Origin of the sequence: Paraburkholderia sp. JHI869 (genome assembly GCF_038900775.1) — a bacterium.
In the GTDB taxonomy this organism is placed as follows: domain Bacteria; phylum Pseudomonadota; class Gammaproteobacteria; order Burkholderiales; family Burkholderiaceae; genus Paraburkholderia.
Genome location: NZ_JAYMSC010000046.1, coordinates 26,436 through 44,824, shown reverse-complemented (window position 1 = coordinate 44,824; position 18,389 = coordinate 26,436). Strand labels below are relative to the sequence as shown.

The following is an 18,389-nucleotide window of genomic DNA, read 5'->3' as shown; positions in this document are numbered from 1 at the left end:
TTTTCATAAAATTGTACGACCGTGCTATTCTAGGCCAATCATGGAGCCAGGCTTCCAATGACTTCACATCATTTCAACATTGAGACAATCGGCATCGTCGGCACCGGCGCGATGGGCCGCGGCATCGCCCAGATCGCCGCGCAGGCAGGCCTCGCGGTGCGCCTCTACGACACGAACCCGCAGGCGGTCGCCGCCGCGCGCGACTATCTCGCCGACACCTTCGCGAAACTCGCGGCAAAAGGCAAGCTCGACGAGCCCGCCGCCCGGGCCGCGCTCGAACGCGTGACCGGCACGCACACGCTCGATGAACTCGCGGTCTGCGATCTCGTGGTCGAGGCAATCGTCGAGAATCTCGAAGCCAAGCGCACGCTCTTTCGCGAGCTTGAAACTGTCGTGAGCGAGCGCTGCCTGCTCGTTTCGAACACCTCTTCCCTCTCGATTACCGCCATCGCCGCCGCGTGCAGCGATCCGTCGCGTGTTGCCGGCTATCACTTCTTCAACCCCGTGCCGCTCATGAAGGTGGTCGAAGTGATCGACGGCCTGCGCAGCGATCCCGCCGCCGGCGACGCGCTCATGGCGCTCGCGCGCCGCATGGGTCACACGCCCGTGCGCGCGAAGGACATGCCCGGCTTCATCGTCAATCACGCGGGCCGCGGCATGAACACCGAAGGCCTGCGCGTGGCGGGCGAAGGCGTAGCGAGCTTCGTCGAGATCGATCGCATCATGCGCGAGCAGGCGGGCTTTCGCCTCGGACCGTTCGAACTGCTCGATCTGACGGCGCTCGATGTGTCGCATCCGGTGATGGAGTCGATCTATCACCAGTTCTATGAGGAGCCGCGCTTCACGCCCTCGCCGATTACCGGCGTGCGGCTTTCGGGCGGCCTGGTTGGCCGCAAGGCGGGCGAAGGCTTCTATCGCTATGTCGATGGCAAGCAGCAGGTGCCCGACGAGCCCGCATCGCCAACAGTGCTGCCCGCGCGCGTCTGGGTGAGCCGCCGCAACACCGCCGCGCGTGACGCCGTGCTCGCGCTCGCCGCGAAAGCGGGCGTGCCCGTCGACGAAGGCAATACGCCCACCGCCGACTCGCTGATCGTGGTCGCGCCGCTCGGTCTTGACGCGACGACCGCCGCGCTCGACGAAGGGCTCGACGCGAGCCGCGTCGTCGCCATCGACACGTTGTTCCCGCTCGACACCGCGAAGCGCCGCACGCTGATGACGACGCCCGCCACCACGCGCGCCGCACGCGACGCGGGCCATGCGCTCTTCGCCGCAGACGGCGTGCCGGTCACGGTGATCCGCGACTCGACGGGCTTCGTCGCGCAGCGCATCGTCGCGACAATCGTCAACATCGGCTGCGACATCGCGCAGAAGCAGATCGCCACGCCGCGCGACATCGACCTCGCGGTCACGCTGGGCCTGGGTTATCCGCGCGGCCCGCTCGCGCTCGGCGACGCGCTGGGCGCAAGCACGATCCTCACGATCCTGCGCAACATCCACACCGTACTCGGCGATCCGCGCTATCGCCCGTCGCCGTGGCTCGCGCGCCGCGCGCAGCTCGGACTTTCGCTGACGCAACCCGACGCAGCAGACATCAACGCATCGAACGAGGCACCGCAATGAGCGCCGAACTCCTCAGCACCCGCCCGCAGGGCCACGAATCGACTCTCGTCCTCACGCTGTCGAACCCCGGCGCACGCAACGCGCTGCATCCCGACATGTACGCCGCAGCCATCGAGGCTTTCGATGCCGCCGAGCGCGACCCGTCGCTGCGCGCGATCGTCCTCACAGGCGCGGACAACTTCTTCTGCGCGGGCGGCAACCTGAACCGCCTGCTCGAAAACCGCGCGAAGGACCCTTCGGTGCAGGCCGCCAGCATCGACATGCTCGCCGCGTGGGTCACCGCCATGCGCCAGTCGAGCAAGCCGATCATCGCGGCCGTCGAAGGCGCCGCCGCCGGCGCGGGCTTCTCGCTCGCGCTCGCCGCCGACCTGCTCGTCGCCGCCGACGATGCCAAGTTCGTCATGGCCTATTCGCGCGTGGGTCTGACGCCCGATGGCGGCGGCTCGTGGTTTCTCGCGCGCTCGCTGCCGCGCTCGCTCGCGTTCGAGCTGATGGTGGAAGGCAAGCCGATCGGCGCGGCGCGTCTCGCGGAACTGGGTGTCGTGAACCGGCTCGCGAAGCCGCAAACGGCGCTCGACACGGCGCTCGCCTGGGCAGACGAACTCGCGAAAATTTCACCGAATTCAGTGGCGCGCATCAAGGGTTTGACGAACGTCGCGGACACGCAACCGCTCGAAGCGCAACTCGGTGCGGAGCGCGACAGTTTCGTCGCGTCGCTGCATCACCGCGACGGGCTCGAAGGCATCACTGCGTTCCTCGAAAAACGCGCTCCCGTCTACAAGTAAATGCGCTTGCGCGCCACGTCCATGAGCGAATACCAGTTGCCCGCGCGCCGCCGCCTGTTCGTCATGCGGCACGGCGACGTCACCTACTTCGACGAAACAGGCCGTCCAATCGACCCGGACACCGTGCCGCTCAACGAGAACGGCCGCGCCCAGGCAAGCGCCGCGGGCGAAGCGTTCGCCCTGCAGGGCGTGCGTTTCGATCGCGTGATCGTGAGCGGCCTGCGCCGCACGGTCGAGACCGCGCAGCGCGTGCTCGCCGCAACCGGCCAGTCGATCGCACTTGAAGTCCAGCCCGCGTGGGAAGAGATTCGTGGCGGGCGCCTCGCCGCGATTCCACCCGCTGAAGTCGAAGACGCCTTCCTGCGCGTGTTCGACGGCATCGTACCGGAAGACACGCGCTTTCTCGGCGGAGAGACCATCGGCGAGCTGCTCGACCGCGTACTGCCGCCGCTGGATGCGTTGCGCGACGATCTTTCGTGGGACACGGCGCTGCTCGTGCTGCACGGCGGCGTGAACCGCGCGATTCTCTCGCACGCGATCACGGCAGGCGGACGCGCATTCTTCGGCCATCTCGCGCAGGCCACCGGCTGCATCAACGCGCTCGATGTCGGCGCCGCGCCGCGGGACTGGGTCGTGCGCATGCTCAACTACGCGCCGCCCTCGCCGCTGCACCGCGACACACGCAACACGACGATGGAAATGCTTTACGCGCAATACCTGCGCTATAGACCGCACGGCTGACGCGCGGCGACCCACAGGAGAATCAGGAGAAGGGAGACGAATATGGCGCAAGCCACCCCGGATGGAGACACGCAAAAGAACGCGCAAACGCGCACCGACTACTCGGCGTTCGAAGGCACGCGCCCGGTTGCCGAGCGGCAGCGCTTCGACACCGAGGCGCTGAGCGCCTGGCTCACCGCTCACGTGGAAGGCTTCAAAGGCCCGCTCACGATCGAGCAGTTCGCCGGCGGCCAGTCGAACCCGACCTTCAAGCTCGTCACGCCAGGCCGCACCTACGTGATGCGCGCAAAGCCTGGACCCAAGGCGAAACTGCTGCCCTCTGCGCACGCGATCGAACGCGAATACCGCGTGATGGACGCGCTCGCCGCCACCGACGTACCGGTTGCGAAGATGCTCGCGCTCTGCGACGACGAAGCCGTGATCGGACGCGCGTTCTATGTGATGGAGTTCGTCGAGGGCCGCGTACTCTGGGATCAGTCGTTGCCCGGCATGACGCGCGAGCAACACGGCGCGATCTACGACGAGATGAACCGTGTGATCGCCGCGCTCCACAATGTGAAGCCCGATGCCGTCGGCCTCGCCGACTACGGCAAGCCCGGCAATTATTTCGCACGCCAGATCGATCGCTGGAGCCGCCAGTATCAGGCCTCGGAAACCGAACGTATCGACGCGATGCATCACCTGATCGAATGGCTGCCGCAGCACATGCCGGACGATGCGGGTTCGCGCGTCTCGGTCGTGCATGGCGACTACCGGCTCGACAACCTGATCTTTCACCCGAGCGAGCCGCGCGTACTTGCCGTGCTCGACTGGGAGCTCTCCACGCTCGGCGACCCGCTCGCGGACTTCTCATATCACTGCATGGCCTGGCACGTCGACCCCGCACAGTTCCGCGGCATTGCCGGGCTCGACTGGCAGGCGCTCGGCATTCCCGACGAGGCGCAGTACGTCGCGCGCTATTGCGAGCGCACCGGCCTCGAGATTCGCGGCGACTGGAACTTCTACCTTGCGTACAACATGTTCCGGATCGCGGCGATCCTGCAGGGCATCATGAAGCGCGTGGTGGACGGCACGGCCGCGAGCGCGCAGGCAATCGACGCAGGCCGCCGCGCGAGGCCCATGGCCGAACTCGCGTGGCAATACGCGCAGAAGGTCCGCTGAGGGTTTGCGAAAGCGCATTCGAGAACGACTTATTTTTCATTGTCACTGTCACTGCATCGCATTGCGAGGTCACCGATGAATTTCGATTACTCCCCGAAAGTGCAGGCGCTGCGCGAGAAGCTGCTCGCGTTCTTCGACGAACACATCTATCCGAACGAGGCCGTCTTCCACGAGGAAGTCGAGCGCAATCGCGCGAACGGCAACCCCTGGGTGCCCACGCAAATCGTCGAGCAATTGAAGGAGAAGGCGCGCGAGGCCGGACTCTGGAACCTGTTCCTGCCCGCCTCCGAACGCGGTGCGGGCCTCACGAACCTGGAATACGCGCCGCTGTGCGAAATCATGGGCCGCGTGCACTGGGCACCCGAAGTGTTCAACTGCAGCGCTCCCGACACCGGCAACATGGAGACGATCGAGCGCTACGGCAGCGAGGCGCACAAGCAGCAATGGCTCGCGCCGCTGCTGGCAGGCCAGATCCGTTCCGCGTTTCTGATGACCGAGCCCGACGTGGCCTCGTCGGACGCGACGAACATCCAGACGCGCATCGAGCGCGACGGCGACGACTACGTGATCAACGGCACGAAGTGGTGGTCCTCGGGCGCGGGCGACCCGCGCTGCGCGATCTACATCCTGATGGGCAAGACCGATCCCGATGCACCGCGCCACGCTCAACAGTCGATGATCCTCGTGCCTTCGGATACGGCCGGCATCACCGTGCGCCGTCCGCTCACGGTGTTCGGCTACGACGACGCGCCGCACGGCCATATGGAAATCACGCTCGAAAACGTGCGCGTGCCCGCGTCGAACATCCTGCTGGGCGAAGGCCGCGGCTTCGAAATCGCGCAAGGGCGTCTCGGACCGGGCCGCATCCACCACTGCATGCGACTGATTGGCCTCGCGGAACGCGCGCTCGAATTCATGGCCAGGCGCGCCCTCGCGCGCGTGGCGTTCGGCAAGCCGGTGGCGCAGCAGACCGTCACGCAGGAGCGCATTGCAGAAGCGCGCTGCATGATCGAACAGGCGCGCCTGCTCACGCTCAAGACCGCATACATGATGGACACCGTCGGCAACAAGGGCGCGCGCGGCGAGATCGCCATGATCAAGGTGGTCGCGCCGAACATGGCCTGCCAGGTGATCGACTGGGCGATGCAGGTGCACGGCGCGGCGGGCGTGAGCGGTGACTTTCCGCTCGCCTACTCGTACGCCTCGGCGCGCACGCTGCGCTTCGCGGACGGCCCCGACGAAGTGCACCGCAACGCCATCGCCAAGCTCGAACTCGCGCGCCATATGGACGCGGGCGCGGCCTCGCGCGTGGAAATGCCGGTCACGCGCTCGTAAGTCCACAAGCGCAACAGGGGCGCTCGTGCGCCCTCTGCGAGCGACGCCGATCTATGCTAATTTGCGCCAGATCCGGCGTCGCGGCTGCCTGTCCAGAGTATGGCGACGCCTTCTTTCAGGGTGCCAAGGAGCCACGATGATCGACGTCTACAGCTGGGCCACGCCGAACGGTCACAAAGTCCATATCATGCTCGAGGAAACCGGGCTCGAATACCGGGTGCATCCGGTCGATATCGGTGCGGGCGACCAGTTCAAGGCCGAATTTCTCGCCATCAGCCCGAACAACAAGATCCCCGCGATTACCGACTCCGAAGGCCCGCACCGCGCCGACGGCCAGCCGTTTTCGCTGTTCGAGTCAGGCGCGATCCTGATCTATCTCGCCGCGAAAACGGGCCGCTTCATGCCTGAGGACCTCGCCGCACGCTACGACGTGCTCCAGTGGGTGATGTTCCAGATGGGCGGACTCGGCCCCATGCTCGGCCAGGCGCACCACTTCCGCATCTACGCGCCCGAGAAGATCGACTACGCGGTCAATCGGTACACGAACGAAGCGAAACGCCTCTACAACGTGATGGAAACGCAGCTGGAAAAGACCGAGTATCTGGCCGGCGACGAGTACACCATCGCGGATATTGCCGCTTTCCCGTGGACGCGCTCCTGGCAGAACCAGGGCATCGATCTCGACTCGCTGCCCAACGTGAAGCGCTGGCATGAAACGATCGCGGCGCGGCCGGCGGTCAAGCGCGGCGTGGAAGTACTTGCGAATGCGCGCAAGCCGCTGATGGACGACAAAGCCAAGGAAATGCTGTTCGGCGCTACGCAATACGCAAAGCACTGATTGCGCTGAAGCGCAGGCAAAAATTAAGGGGCGCCCGCTTGCAGCGGAGCGCCCCTTTTTGTTGAGCACGCAACAACCTTAGAAGTAATGCCGCGTGATGAACTCGGCCACGCACGCGGGCCGCTCGCTGCCTTCGCGTTCGATGCTCACATCCCACACGACCTGCACGCCGCCGCCTTCCACGTCGCTCACTTCCTTCACCGCGATACGTGCACGCACCTTCGCGCCCACGGGCACCGGTTGCGTAAAGCGCACGCGGTTAAGCCCGTAGTTCACGCCCATGCGCTGGCGCATGTGCAGCGTTGCTCCGAGGAGCACAGGAATCAGCGAAAGCGTGAGAAAGCCGTGCGCAATCGGGCCGCCGAACGGCGACTCGCGGCGCGCACGTTCCGCGTCGATGTGGATCCACTGATGGTCGCCCGTGGCGTCGGCAAAACCGTGCACGTCCGCCTCGCTCACCTCGCGCCAGCCGCTCACGAGCGGCCCCGCGCCGACCAGCGCGCGCAACGCCGCCGCGTCGGCTATTTGCATGACGTCGCTTTCGCTCACGATGCGCTCCCCGGCGAATTTTGTGGATTACGAAGGCCAAAGAGCGCCTTCGAACGCACGGTCACGATCAGTTCGCCGTGCTGGTTGTGCCCTTCCCACTGCGTTTCGACGATCCCGCGATCGGGCTTGCTCGCCGAAACGCGCTTGCTCAGGATCGCGTTCGTCATCGTGAGCGTGTCGCCCACGCGCGTGGGCTTGAGCCAGCGGATCTCGTCGACGCCAGGCGAGCCCATCGACGTCGAGCCCTTGAGGAAATTGCGCACGAGCATGCCCATCATGACCGAGCAGGTATGCCAGCCACTCGCGACGAGGCCGCCGAACATCGACGCCTCGCCAGCGGCTTCGCTCAAGTGAAACGGCTGCGGATCGAACTGCTCCGCGAAATGCACCACCTCGTCGCGCTCAAACGTGTGGGAACCGATCACATAGCGCTTGCCCACTTCCAGGTCTTCGTAACTCACTCCCATCCGTATTCTCCGCTGATGTTGCTTGCTGCCTCACGCGTTACGCCGCCTGCGCGAAACCGGGCAGCGACGCGAAGCGTTCAAGGTGATGATCGACATCACCGAGCGTCGTTTCGATGATCGCAAGACGCTTGAAGAGATGCGCTGCCGCCACTTCGTTGGTGACGCCCATGCCGCCGTGCAACTGCACGGCTTGCTGGCCGATGAAGCGCGCCGCCTGCCCCACGCGCACCTTCGCCGCCGAGATCGCACGACGGCGCTCGTCGGCTGACTCGCTACTGTATAGCGCAGCGGCGAGGTAAGTCAGCGAACGGGCCTGCTCCGCGTGGATCAGCATCTCCGCCATGCGGTGCTGCAGCGCCTGGAAGCGCGCAATCGGCACACCAAACTGCTGACGCGTTTTCGTGTATTCGACGGTCGCGTGGTTCAGCGCGTCCATTGCACCTACCGCTTCCGCGCACAGCAGGAACGTGGCGTAGTCGGCAATCTTCTCCCACGTCGCCGCGCCGGTGTGTGCATCGCCAAGACGGCGCGCTTGTGCTTCCTTGAAGGTCAAGGTCGCGGCACGCTGGCCGTCGATCGTGCGATAGTCGCTCACCTCGACACCCGTCGCATCGCGCGCGACGACGAAGAGCGCCACCTCGCCCGCAGCCCGCGCCGGCACGATCCAATAGTCGGCCTGGGCGCCGTGCTGCACGACCGACTTCGTGCCGGTAAGCGCAAAGCCGTCGCCGGTTTCCTTCACCTGCGTTTCCAGCGAGAACAGGTCGTAGCGCGACTGCGGCTCGTGGAAGGCGGCGGCGAGCTTGATCTCGCCCGAAGCCACGCGTTCGAGCAGCGCGGCGTTTTCCGGATCGGCCACGCCGCCCGCGAGCTTGAGCGCCTCGACACCCACCGCAGTTGCCCAGTACGGCTCGATCACGAGCGCCCGGCCCAACTCCTGCATGACGACAAGCATGTCGAACGGCGCGCCATCGAAGCCGCCCTGTTCCGCCGGCACCGGCAATGCGGTCAGGCCGAGTTCGGCGAACGCATTCCAGTGTTGGTCCGATACGCCAGCAGGGGTCTTCACGATCGCCTGGCGCGCTTCGAAGCCGTAGTTCTTGTCGAGATAGCGACGCAGCGCGTCGGCGAGTTGCTGTTGCTCTTCGGTGAAATTGAAGTTCATTGCGCCGCTCCTCAAATCCCCAGAATCATCTGCGAGATGATGTTCTTCTGAATTTCGTTCGACCCGCCGTAGATCGACGTCTTGCGATAGTTGAAGTAGTACGCCGCGAGCGGGGCCGCGTCGTCGTCGCCGCCTGCCGCGTGTTCGTGCTCGCCCTCGAGGAAAGCCGGATCGAACGCCGCCGCGAGCGGGCCGATGGCATCGACCATCAGCTCGGTCAGCGCCTGCTGGATCTCCGTGCCCTTGATCTTGAGCATCGACGCTTCCGGACCGGGGCCGCGACCGTTGGACGCGCTGGCGATCACGCGCTCGGCGGTCACTTCGAGCGCCATCAGCTCGATTTCGACGGCGGCCACACGCGCTGCGAACACGGGATCTTCGAGCAGCGGCTTACCATGCTTCTTCTGCTTGAGCGCGACGCCCTTGAGAAACACGAGCTCGCGATTCGACGCGCCCACGCGCGCGATGCCCGTGCGCTCGTGACCGAGCAGATACTTCGCATAGGTCCAGCCGCGGTTCTCTTCGCCGACGAGATTCTCGACCGGCACCTTCACGTCTTCGAAAAATACTTCGTTGACCTCATGGTCTTCATCGAGCGTGATGATCGGACGCACGGTGATGCCGGGCGTCTTCATGTCGATGAGGAGGAACGAGATGCCTTCCTGCTTCTTGGCGGCGGGATCGGTGCGCACGAGGCAGAACATCATGTCGGCGTACTGGCCGAGCGTGGTCCAGGTCTTCTGGCCGTTCACGACGTAGTGATCGCCCTCCCCGCTTTTGACAAGAACGGCGCGGGTACGAAGCGACGCGAGGTCGGAACCCGAACCCGGCTCGGAGTAGCCCTGGCACCACCAGTCGTCACCGGAGAGAATGCGCGGAAGATAGCGGCGCTTTTGCGCCTCGTTGCCGTACTTCATGAGCACGGGCGCGACCATCGACACGCCGAACGGCAGGACGGGCGGCGCGCCGATGCGGCCGCACTCGGCGTCCCAGATATGGCGTTGCGCTTCAGTCCAGCCGGGGCCGCCCCACTCTGCGGGCCATGCAGGTGCGGACCAGCCCTTCTTCCCTAGCAGCTTGTGCCAGTTGGCGATGTCGTCGCGCGAGAGGCGTTTGTGGTTGAGAACCTTGTCGCGCATCGCTTGAGGCAGATTGGCCTCGAGCCAGGCGCGGATTTCGGCGCGAAATGCGTCGTCAGCGGGGGTGTAGTCCAGATCCATGCGCTAAGTCTCCTGGCCGCGGCCGGTGCGGAGCGTTCCCCGCGCCGCGGCGAAGACCCGCCTGGCTTTACTGCAGCGGACCCTTCAGCGCGGCCGGAACCGGCAGCGGCATCACATCGATGCCTTCTTCGACGAGAGCTTGCGCATCTTCCGCAGAAGCGACTCCACGGATGTTGCGCGACGGCGCTTCGTTGTAGTGAATGCGCCGCGCCTCCTCGGCGAAACGGTCGCCAACGTTCTCCGTCTTGTCCAGGACCTCGCGGATTACACGCATCGCATGCGCCTGCCATTGCGCCGCCTGCTCTTGCGGCGACGCTTTCGGCATTTCGCTCGCACCGGACAGGTTCAACCGGGGCGCGGACGGCAAGCGGGTCACATGAGTGGCGCCGCACATCGGACATTCGACCAGCTTGCGGGACAGTTGCGACTCGAAATCGTCAACCGATGCGAACCAGCCTTCAAACCGATGGCCGTCTGGACACTGTAAATCGAGGACCTTCATGGGGAATCGAGGCTTGCGATGAGTTTAGCGCAAATCGTAAATTTGTGAACGACCGTTCGAAAAAATTCCTGCGGCCGGCCACCGGGGATTTTCCCGGGGGTTCGATTGTAGCGCCGCTGGGGCGGGCGCGCTGAAGGTGCTTTCATGCGCAGAAGCGACAACGGCGGCCACGAGGGCCGCCGTTGATTCGGAATGCGCTGCGCAGGCTAGCGTGTCAACCCTGCTCTGCCTTCGCGAGCGGCCACGCGCCCGACAATGCTTTTTCGAGCCAGAACGTGCCGATGATCGTCTTCACGTCGGTGATCTTGCCCGTGCGCACCCATTCGAGCAGTTCGGGGACCGTCGCCGTGAAGGTCTCGAGAAACTCGCCGTCATCGAGTTGCGCCGCGCCTGCGGTCAGCCCGCGCGCGAGGTAGATGTCGATGAACTCGGTCGAGTACGAAATCACGGGATGGATCTGCGCGAGATAGATATATTCGCGCGCCGTATAGCCGGTCTCTTCCTTGAGTTCGCGGATCGCGCACGCGAGCGCACCTTCCTGCGGATCGAGCTTGCCGGCCGGGAATTCCGTCATCACGCGCGAGAGCGGATAGCGGTACTGGCGCTCCATCAGCACGCGGCCGTCGTCGAACAGCGGGATCACCATCACCGCACCGGGATGCTGAACGAACTCGCGCGTCGCGTGCTTGCCGTCCGGCAAGGCAACGGTGTCGCGCTTGAGGGTCAGGAAATTGCCCGCGTAGAGCGTCGTGCTTTCCACGCACGTCTCGGCGAGCGCCGGGTCGTGTTGATGATGTTCAGCCATAGTCAGCCTCGTGGGTGCTCAGAAAAAATCGGGAAGCCGCGGGCGCGCCGCGGGAAGTGAAACCGGCCATACAGCGGGTCGCACGGCGCGTGCCGACCGCGGGCCGGCTACGCGCGCATTACGCCGGGCGGCGTTTGAGGAGATATTGCCAGGTGAAGCCGGGAAACGCGAACACGACAAAAAGACTGAAGGTGATCGCGTAGAACTGCCAGCCCTGGTCAAAACGATTGCCGGCGCGCGCCTCCAGCAGGAAGCCGAACGTACCGACCACAAAATACAGCACGATCATTTCAGCGATGCGAATCCACGCACTCTTCTTGGGTGCGCGAAGCGCCACGACGCCGAACAATCGCTGGTTGAGGAACGGCAGGTTGGCGCCCGCGAGCGCCAACAGCACAATGAACCAGCCCGCTGCCGACATTAGAGCGGCAGCGTATGCGTAACTGCCTGCAGGCAGATCGACATCAGCGGGCCCGGGATGATGCCCAGCACCAGCACCGCCACGCCGTTGAGCGTGAGCAGCGCGCGGTTGCATGCGTGGCTCTCGATCGGTGCTTCGTCCTGCGGTGCGTCGAAGTACATCAGCTTGACGATACGCAGGTAGTAGAACGCGCCGAACAGCGACGTGATCACGGCAAGCACGGCGAGCCACGTGAGGCCAGCGTTCATGGTCGCTTCGAGCACGGCGAGCTTCGCATAGAAGCCGACGGTCGGCGGAATGCCCGCGAGCGAGAACATCATGAGCATCATGACGAACGCGAACACCGGGTTGCGCTGATTCAGACCCTTGAAGTCGTCGATCGTTTCCGCTTCGAAATCGCGGCGGGAGAGCAGCATGACGACGCCGAACGCGCCGAGCGTCGTGATCAGGTAGACGATGCTGTAGAACATGGCCGAGCTGTATGCGCTGGCCGCGCCCGTCGCCTTGTTGTCGACGATACCGGCGAGCAGGCCGAGCAGCACGAAGCCCATGTTCGAAATGGCCGAGTACGCGAGCATACGCTTGACGTTGCGCTGCACGATACCCGTGATGTTGCCCACGATCATCGAAAGCGCGGCGAGGATGATCAGCATCTCTTGCCAGTCCACTGCGAGCGGCAGCAGGCCCATCACGAGGAAGCGCACGGCCCAGGCGAATGCCGCGACCTTCGGGCCGCCGCCGGTGAGCAGCGTCATGGCCGTGGGCGCGCCTTGATAGACGTCTGGCACCCACATGTGGAACGGCACCGCGCCCATCTTGAACGCCACGCCGGCGACGATGAACACCACGCCGAACAACAGGACGATGTCGTTGATGTGGCCCGACGCCACTGCCTTGAACACTTCGTTCAGTTCGAGCGAGCCGGTCGCGCCGTACAGCATCGAGATGCCGTAGAGCAGGAAGCCCGAAGCGAGCGCACCCAGCACGTAGTACTTCATGGCCGCTTCGTTCGACTGCGCCGCGTCACGACGCAGTGCGATGAGCGCGTAGAGCGAGAGCGACATCAGCTCGAGGCCAAGGTACAGCGTGAGGAAGTTGTTGCCCGAGATCATCGTGATCTGGCCGAGCAGCGAGAACATGCCAAGGAGGAAGAACTCGCCCCGGAACATGTCGCGGTCTTCGAGGTACTTGCGCGAGTACACGATCGACACGGCGTAGCCGAGCGTGACCACCGACTTCATCGCGCTCGCGAACGGATCGATCACATACATCCGCGTGAAGTAGTAGTACACGTGCGGATCGAACGCGTTCACCGCAAACCAGATACCGGCTATGACCGTGGTCAGCAGCGCGATGAAATAGGTCGTGCGACGGCCCGAAGGGCCGGTGAACGTGTCGTTGAGCCACGCGACGACGAGGCCGGTCATCACCAGCGCGTCGGGTAGCAGAGCGTTCAAAGGGGCGTTTGGCATGATCTTTTGTTCCTCCGCTCGGTATTACTGTGACAGCGGCAGTTTCGACACTGCGACGTGGGAGAGGAGGTTTTCCACGGAAACGTGCATCACATCGGTAAAGGGCTTCGGGTAGATGCCCATGAAAAGCGTAAACAGCGCGAGCACTGCAAGCATGAAGTATTCGCGACTGCCGATGTCCTTCAGCTCGCGAACGTGGTCGTTCGCAACAGCGCCGAAGTACACCCGCTTGTACATCCACAACGTATAGGCCGCACCCAGGATCAGCGTGAACGCCGCCCCGAAAGCGATCCAGAAGTTGTACTGCACGGCCGCCAGAATCACCATGAATTCACCGACGAATCCAGAGGTGCCCGGCAGACCGCAATTGGCCATGGCGAACAGCATGACCAGCGCCGCGAACTTCGGCATGGTGTTGACCACACCGCCGTAATCCGCGATATCGCGTGTGTGCATACGGTCATACAGCACGCCGATGCACAGGAACATGGCGCCCGAGACGAAACCGTGCGAAATCATCTGGATGATCCCGCCTTCCATCGCGAGCTGGCTCGAAGGGCCGAACATAAAGAAGCCGAGCGTGACGAAACCCATGTGGGCAATCGACGAATACGCGACCAGCTTCTTCATGTCCGCCTGCACCATCGCCACGAGGCCGATGTAGATCACAGCGATCAGCGACAACGTGATGATGACCGGCGCCAGGTAGTGACTCGCGTCCGGTGTGACCGGCAGCGAGAAACGCAGAAAACCGTACGCACCGAGCTTCAGCATGATCGCGGCCAGCACGACCGAGCCGCCCGTGGGCGCTTCGACGTGCGCGTCCGGCAACCACGTGTGGACCGGCCACATCGGCACCTTGACGGCGAAGGCGAAGAAGAACGCGACGAATAGCAGAATCTGCGGCGTCATGGCGATCTTCGCGGCCTGCCAGGTGGCGAGGTCGAAGGTCCCGGTAATACGGTACAGGTACAGCAACGCAACCAGCATCAGCAGCGAGCCGGCCAGCGTGTAGAGAAAGAACTTGAACGCAGCGTACACGCGGTTCGGTCCGCCCCACACGCCGATGATGATGTACATCGGAATGAGTGTGGCTTCGAAGAACACGTAGAACAGCAGACCGTCCGCGGCGCAGAAAACGCCGATCATGATGCCCGACAGGATGAGGAACGACGCGTAATACTGCGCGACGTTCTTCGTGATGACCTGCCAGCCCGCGATCACGACGATCACGGTAATGAGCGCCGTGAGCACGACGAACCACATCGCGATGCCGTCGACGCCCAGGTGATACGCAATATTGAACCGCTCGATCCAGACCGACTTCTCTTCGAATTGCAGGGAAGCCGTGGACGTATCGAAGCCCGTAACGAGCGGAATGGTGACGAGGAAACTAAGCACCGAACCGATGAGTGCGAGCCAGCGGTCCGCACTCGGGTTCCGACGGGAACCCACTACAAGAACGATGATGCCGAAAACGATCGGCATCCAGATCGCAATACTGAGAATCGGAGTTGCGTGCATGCGTTTCCTCGCCTTTTTTTAGCCTTATTTGCCGCCGAGCGTTACAAAAAGGGTAAGGAGGCCAAGCATGCCAATGATCATGGCAAATGCGTAGTGATAGATATAGCCGGATTGCAGGAAACGAATGACAGTTGCAAACCAGCCGATAAACTTGGCGCTCCCGTTTACGACGCCGTCGATCACGACGACATCGCCCTCCTTCCACAGACCGCGACCGATCGCGACCGCTCCGCGAGCGAAGACGATTTCGTTGATCTTGTCGAGGTAATACGCGTTTGCCAGCAGCTTGTAGACCGGCGAGAACGTGCGCGACACGACGGCCGGCAGTTCCGGGCGCTTCATGTAGAAGAACCACGCCACCACCACACCCGCGAGTGCGAGCCACACCGGCAGACCCGAGAACGCATGCGCGCCCATCGCGGCCCAGCCCTGGAATTCCTTGCCCATTTCCGTGAGCGCTTCGTGGTTCTCGCCAACGAAGATGACGTTCTGGAACGCCACGCCATGCGAGAAGAAGTCACCGAAGAGCAGCGGCTGGATTGCGAACGCACCGGCGATCACCGAAGGAATCGCGAGCAGGACGAGCGGCACCCAGATGACCCACGGCGACTCGTGCGGCACGTGCACGTGGTGTTCGTCGTGGCCGTGGCCATGATCGCCGTGGCCGCTGTGGGCAGCATTAGCCGCTTCGATCGCCATCGGCGATTCCGGATGCTTCGGACCGCGGAAGCGCTCTTCACCGTGGAACACGAGGAAGTACATGCGGAACGAGTACAGCGCCGTGACGAACACGCTGGCGACCACCGCGAAGTAGGCAAAGCCCGAACCCGGCAGGTGCGAGAGCTTCACGGCGTCGATGATCGAGTCCTTCGAGTAGAAGCCCGAGAAGAACGGCGTGCCGATCAGCGCGAGCGAACCGACGAGCGAGGTGATCCACGTAATGGGCATGTACTTGCGCAGGCCGCCCATGTTGCGCATGTCCTGGTCGTGGTGCATGCCGATGATGACCGAACCCGCGCCAAGGAACAGCAGCGCCTTGAAGAACGCGTGCGTCATCAGGTGGAAGATCGCGACCGGGTACGCCGAGACGCCGAGCGCCACCGTCATGTAACCGAGTTGCGAGAGCGTGGAGTAAGCGACCACGCGCTTGATGTCGTTTTGCACGACGCCAAGGAAGCCCATGAACAGCGCGGTAATGGCACCGATCACGACGATGAACGACAGCGCGGCTTCCGACAGTTCGAACAGCGGCGACATGCGCGCGACCATGAAGATACCGGCCGTCACCATGGTTGCCGCGTGAATCAGCGCGGAGATCGGCGTCGGGCCTTCCATCGAGTCCGGGAGCCACACGTGCAGCGGGAACTGCGCCGACTTACCCATCGCGCCGATGAAGAGGCAGATACACGCAACGGTGAGCAGGCTCCACGAGGTGCCCGGGAACGTCAGCGCGGCGATTTCATGGCCCTTCGCGAACACGTCGTTGTAGTTCAGCGAGCCGCCGTAAGCGAGCAGCAGGCCAATACCGAGCAGGAAGCCGAAGTCGCCCACGCGGTTCACGAGGAACGCCTTCATGTTCGCGTAGATGGCGCTTTCACGCTTGAAGTAGAAGCCGATCAGCAGGTACGAAACGAGACCCACTGCTTCCCAGCCGAAGAACAGCTGCAGGAAGTTGTTGCTCATCACGAGCATCAGCATCGAGAACGTGAAGAGCGCGATGTACGAGAAGAAGCGCTGGTAACCCTCTTCTTCCGCCATGTAGCCGATCGTGTAGATGTGGACCATCAGCGACACGAAGGTCACGACGACCATCATGAGCGCGGTCAACGAGTCGATGAGGAAGCCGACTTCGAACTTCAGGCCGCCAACCGACATCCATTCGTAGACAGTCGCATTGAAGCTCGCGCCGCCCATCACGTCGAACAACGTGATGCACGAAAGCACGAACGCAATCGCGACGCCAAGAATGGTTACAGTGTGCGCGCCCGCGCGGCCCACCGACTTGCCGAAGAGACCGGCGATTAAAGAGCCCGCGAGGGGTGCCAGCGGGATCGCCAGCAACAGGGTTTCGTTTAGTGTCGTTGCCATATAGTCAGCCTGCCTTAGCCTTTGAGCTGATCGAGATCCTCGACATTGATCGTGTCGAGGCTGCGGAACAGGGTCACAAGAATAGCCAGACCAATTGCTGCTTCCGCTGCCGCAACTGTTAGCACGAAGAACACGAAAATCTGTCCGTGAACGTCACCTAGATAATGCGAGAACGCGACGAAGTTCGTGTTCACCGCCAACAACATCAGCTCAATCGCCATCAGGATGATGATGACGTTGCGCCGATTGAGAAAAATACCAACGATCGAGATCGCAAAGAGGATCGCGCCGAGGACGAGGTAATGGGCCAGTGTCAGCATGGTTCGCTCCTTCGCGCTTAGCTCTTCGTTGCCGGTGCGGCCGGGGCCGCGCCTGCCGCAGGGGCGGCCTCGGCCGCCGGTTCGGCCGGCTCCGGCACTTCCACGACGGCTTGCATCTTAACGAGGCGCACGCGGTCCTGGCGACGCACGCTGACCTGCTTCGACACGTCCTGGCGCTTCGAGTCCTTCGGCTCGCGCACGGTCAGCGCGATGGCCGCGACGATCGCCACCAGCAACACGAGGCCGGCGACTTCGAAGGCGAAGATGTAGTCGGTGTAGATGATCTTGCCGATCAGGTGCGCGTTCGAGATCGCAGCGGCCGCAGCCGGCGTGGTGTCGGGCACCGGCGTGCTCGTCGCACCGTAGCCGTGCCACAGGATCAGTGCCGTTTCGACCACGATGATCGCGCCCACGATGGTCGCCACCGGGATGAAGCGCTTGAAGTCGCGGCTCAGCACGTCGATGTTGATGTCCAGCATCATCACCACGAACAGGAACAGCACCATCACCGCGCCCACGTAGACGAGCACCAGCAGGATCGCGAGGAATTCGGCCTCGAGCAGCATCCAGATCGCGGCCGCGTTGAAAAACGCGAGCACGAGGAAGAGCGCAGACGCGACAGGATTGCGCGAAGTGATCACCTTCAGCCCTGACAGCGTGAGCAGCAGCGCGAAGATGTAGAACAGGACGGTCGTGAATTCCATGATTACTGGTTCATCGTTGAGGCCTTCGTGAGGCGGATTGCGCGGCGCAGACTGGCGGCCAGACCAGGGAGCGTCGCGCCGCGGCGGTCAGGCTGCGGTAAAGCGCGGGTGTTCAGCACACGCGTTCCCCACAGCCGGCCCGAACCGCGGGCCGATGCAGCGTCAAACTGAAAGATCAACGGTACGGTGCATCCGCTGCCTTGTTCGCTGCGATCTGCGCTTCATAGCGATCGCCAACGGCCAGCAGCATATCCTTCGTGAAATACAGATCGCCGCGCTTCTCGCCGTGATACTCGAGAATGTGCGTTTCGACGATCGAGTCGACCGGGCAGCTCTCTTCGCAGAAACCGCAGAAGATGCACTTGGTCAGGTCGATGTCGTAACGCGTCGTGCGGCGCGTGTTGTCCTCGCGCACTTCCGATTCGATCGTGATCGCGAGCGCGGGGCACACGGCCTCGCACAGCTTGCACGCGATGCAGCGCTCTTCACCATTTTCATAGCGGCGCAGCGCGTGCAAACCCCGAAAACGCGGGGACATAGGCGTCTTTTCTTCCGGGAACTGCACCGTGAACTTGCGCTTGAAGGCGTAACGCCCCGTCAGCGCGAGCCCCTTGAGCAGCTCGGTCAGGAAAAACGTCTTGAAGAAGTTTTGGATAGCGTTCATGGTTGTGT

At 63.4% G+C, this 18,389-nt stretch carries 19 protein-coding genes; 6 read left to right on the top strand and 13 right to left on the bottom strand.

Going from position 1 to position 18,389, the window contains the following annotated elements; translation table 11 throughout:
* Positions 1-57 precede the first annotated feature (57 nt).
* From VSR72_RS40450 to VSR72_RS40425, 6 genes are all read left to right on the top strand, one after another.
* Complete coding sequence (locus tag VSR72_RS40450) at positions 58-1,620, top strand: 3-hydroxyacyl-CoA dehydrogenase (RefSeq protein WP_342957794.1); 1,563 nt, start codon at positions 58-60, stop codon at positions 1,618-1,620.
* Positions 1,617-2,405 carry an enoyl-CoA hydratase gene (locus tag VSR72_RS40445; RefSeq protein ID WP_342957793.1) on the top strand — a complete coding sequence of 263 codons (789 nt, stop codon included), beginning with the start codon at positions 1,617-1,619 and terminating at the stop codon, positions 2,403-2,405. The genes VSR72_RS40450 and VSR72_RS40445 overlap by 4 nt, the downstream gene beginning before the upstream one ends.
* A 21-nt stretch (positions 2,406-2,426) precedes the next feature.
* The gene (locus tag VSR72_RS40440; RefSeq protein WP_342957792.1) at positions 2,427-3,146 is read left to right on the top strand and encodes a histidine phosphatase family protein; all 720 of its coding nucleotides are present in this window, start codon (positions 2,427-2,429) and stop codon (positions 3,144-3,146) included.
* A gap of 42 nt (positions 3,147-3,188) precedes the next feature.
* A complete protein-coding gene (locus tag VSR72_RS40435; RefSeq protein ID WP_342957791.1) occupies positions 3,189-4,307 on the top strand; it encodes a phosphotransferase in 1,119 nt (372 codons plus the stop codon).
* Positions 4,308-4,382: 75 nt separating this feature from the next.
* A complete protein-coding gene (locus VSR72_RS40430; RefSeq protein WP_342957790.1) occupies positions 4,383-5,642 on the top strand; it encodes an acyl-CoA dehydrogenase family protein in 1,260 nt (419 codons plus the stop codon).
* 136 nt (positions 5,643-5,778) lie between these two features.
* Positions 5,779-6,480 (top strand): glutathione binding-like protein, encoded by a 702-nt coding sequence (locus tag VSR72_RS40425; protein WP_342957789.1) that lies wholly within the window; start codon positions 5,779-5,781, stop codon positions 6,478-6,480.
* 78 nt (positions 6,481-6,558) lie between these two features.
* Here the strand turns inward: VSR72_RS40425 and VSR72_RS40420 are convergent, their stop codons facing one another.
* The 13 genes from VSR72_RS40420 to nuoI form a co-directional block, all read right to left on the bottom strand.
* On the bottom strand, positions 6,559-7,011 hold the full coding sequence (locus VSR72_RS40420) for a MaoC family dehydratase (protein WP_342957805.1): 453 nt from the start codon (positions 7,009-7,011) through the stop codon (positions 6,559-6,561).
* 14 nt (positions 7,012-7,025) lie between these two features.
* Positions 7,026-7,496, bottom strand: a complete 471-nt coding sequence (locus VSR72_RS40415) for a MaoC family dehydratase (RefSeq protein ID WP_342957788.1) — start codon at positions 7,494-7,496, stop codon at positions 7,026-7,028.
* A 37-nt stretch (positions 7,497-7,533) separates the two neighbouring features.
* Complete coding sequence (locus VSR72_RS40410) at positions 7,534-8,661, bottom strand: acyl-CoA dehydrogenase (RefSeq protein WP_342957787.1); 1,128 nt, start codon at positions 8,659-8,661, stop codon at positions 7,534-7,536.
* 11 nt (positions 8,662-8,672) lie between these two features.
* The gene (locus VSR72_RS40405) at positions 8,673-9,881 is read right to left on the bottom strand and encodes an acyl-CoA dehydrogenase family protein (RefSeq protein ID WP_342957786.1); all 1,209 of its coding nucleotides are present in this window, start codon (positions 9,879-9,881) and stop codon (positions 8,673-8,675) included.
* Positions 9,882-9,948: 67 nt separating this feature from the next.
* Complete coding sequence (locus VSR72_RS40400; RefSeq protein WP_342957785.1) at positions 9,949-10,383, bottom strand: DUF1178 family protein; 435 nt, start codon at positions 10,381-10,383, stop codon at positions 9,949-9,951.
* 214 nt (positions 10,384-10,597) lie between these two features.
* Complete coding sequence (locus VSR72_RS40395; RefSeq protein WP_342957784.1) at positions 10,598-11,188, bottom strand: NUDIX hydrolase; 591 nt, start codon at positions 11,186-11,188, stop codon at positions 10,598-10,600.
* 118 nt (positions 11,189-11,306) lie between these two features.
* Positions 11,307-11,609 (bottom strand): DUF2818 family protein, encoded by a 303-nt coding sequence (locus tag VSR72_RS40390; protein WP_342957783.1) that lies wholly within the window; start codon positions 11,607-11,609, stop codon positions 11,307-11,309.
* Complete coding sequence (gene nuoN, locus VSR72_RS40385; protein ID WP_342957782.1) at positions 11,609-13,081, bottom strand: NADH-quinone oxidoreductase subunit NuoN; 1,473 nt, start codon at positions 13,079-13,081, stop codon at positions 11,609-11,611. The genes VSR72_RS40390 and nuoN overlap by 1 nt, the downstream gene beginning before the upstream one ends.
* Before the next feature lie 24 nt (positions 13,082-13,105).
* A complete protein-coding gene (locus tag VSR72_RS40380; protein WP_342957781.1) occupies positions 13,106-14,605 on the bottom strand; it encodes an NADH-quinone oxidoreductase subunit M in 1,500 nt (499 codons plus the stop codon).
* Positions 14,606-14,629: 24 nt separating this feature from the next.
* Positions 14,630-16,693, bottom strand: coding sequence for an NADH-quinone oxidoreductase subunit L (nuoL, locus tag VSR72_RS40375; protein WP_342957780.1), 2,064 nt, complete (start codon positions 16,691-16,693; stop codon positions 14,630-14,632).
* A 14-nt stretch (positions 16,694-16,707) separates the two neighbouring features.
* Entirely contained in the window at positions 16,708-17,013 is a 306-nt protein-coding gene (gene nuoK, locus VSR72_RS40370) for an NADH-quinone oxidoreductase subunit NuoK (RefSeq protein ID WP_006052894.1), read from the bottom strand.
* Between the two features lie 17 nt (positions 17,014-17,030).
* Positions 17,031-17,717, bottom strand: coding sequence for an NADH-quinone oxidoreductase subunit J (locus tag VSR72_RS40365; protein ID WP_342957779.1), 687 nt, complete (start codon positions 17,715-17,717; stop codon positions 17,031-17,033).
* 175 nt (positions 17,718-17,892) lie between these two features.
* Entirely contained in the window at positions 17,893-18,381 is a 489-nt protein-coding gene (gene nuoI, locus VSR72_RS40360) for an NADH-quinone oxidoreductase subunit NuoI (protein WP_254357569.1), read from the bottom strand.
* Between the last annotated feature and the right edge of the window lie 8 nt (positions 18,382-18,389).

Excerpts from the sequence above, each read along its gene's own strand:
- VSR72_RS40450 (WP_342957794.1), top strand. The coding sequence starts at position 58 with ATGACTTCACATCATTTCAACATTGAGACAATCGGCATCGTCGGCACC.
- VSR72_RS40445 (WP_342957793.1), top strand. The coding sequence starts at position 1,617 with ATGAGCGCCGAACTCCTCAGCACCCGCCCGCAGGGCCACGAATCGACT.
- VSR72_RS40440 (WP_342957792.1), top strand. The coding sequence starts at position 2,427 with ATGAGCGAATACCAGTTGCCCGCGCGCCGCCGCCTGTTCGTCATGCGG.
- VSR72_RS40435 (WP_342957791.1), top strand. The coding sequence starts at position 3,189 with ATGGCGCAAGCCACCCCGGATGGAGACACGCAAAAGAACGCGCAAACG.
- VSR72_RS40430 (WP_342957790.1), top strand. The coding sequence starts at position 4,383 with ATGAATTTCGATTACTCCCCGAAAGTGCAGGCGCTGCGCGAGAAGCTG.
- VSR72_RS40425 (WP_342957789.1), top strand. The coding sequence starts at position 5,779 with ATGATCGACGTCTACAGCTGGGCCACGCCGAACGGTCACAAAGTCCAT.
- VSR72_RS40420 (WP_342957805.1), bottom strand. The coding sequence starts at position 7,011 with ATGCAAATAGCCGACGCGGCGGCGTTGCGCGCGCTGGTCGGCGCGGGG.
- VSR72_RS40415 (WP_342957788.1), bottom strand. The coding sequence starts at position 7,496 with ATGGGAGTGAGTTACGAAGACCTGGAAGTGGGCAAGCGCTATGTGATC.
- VSR72_RS40410 (WP_342957787.1), bottom strand. The coding sequence starts at position 8,661 with ATGAACTTCAATTTCACCGAAGAGCAACAGCAACTCGCCGACGCGCTG.
- VSR72_RS40405 (WP_342957786.1), bottom strand. The coding sequence starts at position 9,881 with ATGGATCTGGACTACACCCCCGCTGACGACGCATTTCGCGCCGAAATC.
- VSR72_RS40400 (WP_342957785.1), bottom strand. The coding sequence starts at position 10,383 with ATGAAGGTCCTCGATTTACAGTGTCCAGACGGCCATCGGTTTGAAGGC.
- VSR72_RS40395 (WP_342957784.1), bottom strand. The coding sequence starts at position 11,188 with ATGGCTGAACATCATCAACACGACCCGGCGCTCGCCGAGACGTGCGTG.
- VSR72_RS40390 (WP_342957783.1), bottom strand. The coding sequence starts at position 11,609 with ATGTCGGCAGCGGGCTGGTTCATTGTGCTGTTGGCGCTCGCGGGCGCC.
- nuoN (WP_342957782.1), bottom strand. The coding sequence starts at position 13,081 with ATGCCAAACGCCCCTTTGAACGCTCTGCTACCCGACGCGCTGGTGATG.
- VSR72_RS40380 (WP_342957781.1), bottom strand. The coding sequence starts at position 14,605 with ATGCACGCAACTCCGATTCTCAGTATTGCGATCTGGATGCCGATCGTT.
- nuoL (WP_342957780.1), bottom strand. The coding sequence starts at position 16,693 with ATGGCAACGACACTAAACGAAACCCTGTTGCTGGCGATCCCGCTGGCA.
- nuoK (WP_006052894.1), bottom strand. The coding sequence starts at position 17,013 with ATGCTGACACTGGCCCATTACCTCGTCCTCGGCGCGATCCTCTTTGCG.
- VSR72_RS40365 (WP_342957779.1), bottom strand. The coding sequence starts at position 17,717 with ATGGAATTCACGACCGTCCTGTTCTACATCTTCGCGCTGCTGCTCACG.
- nuoI (WP_254357569.1), bottom strand. The coding sequence starts at position 18,381 with ATGAACGCTATCCAAAACTTCTTCAAGACGTTTTTCCTGACCGAGCTG.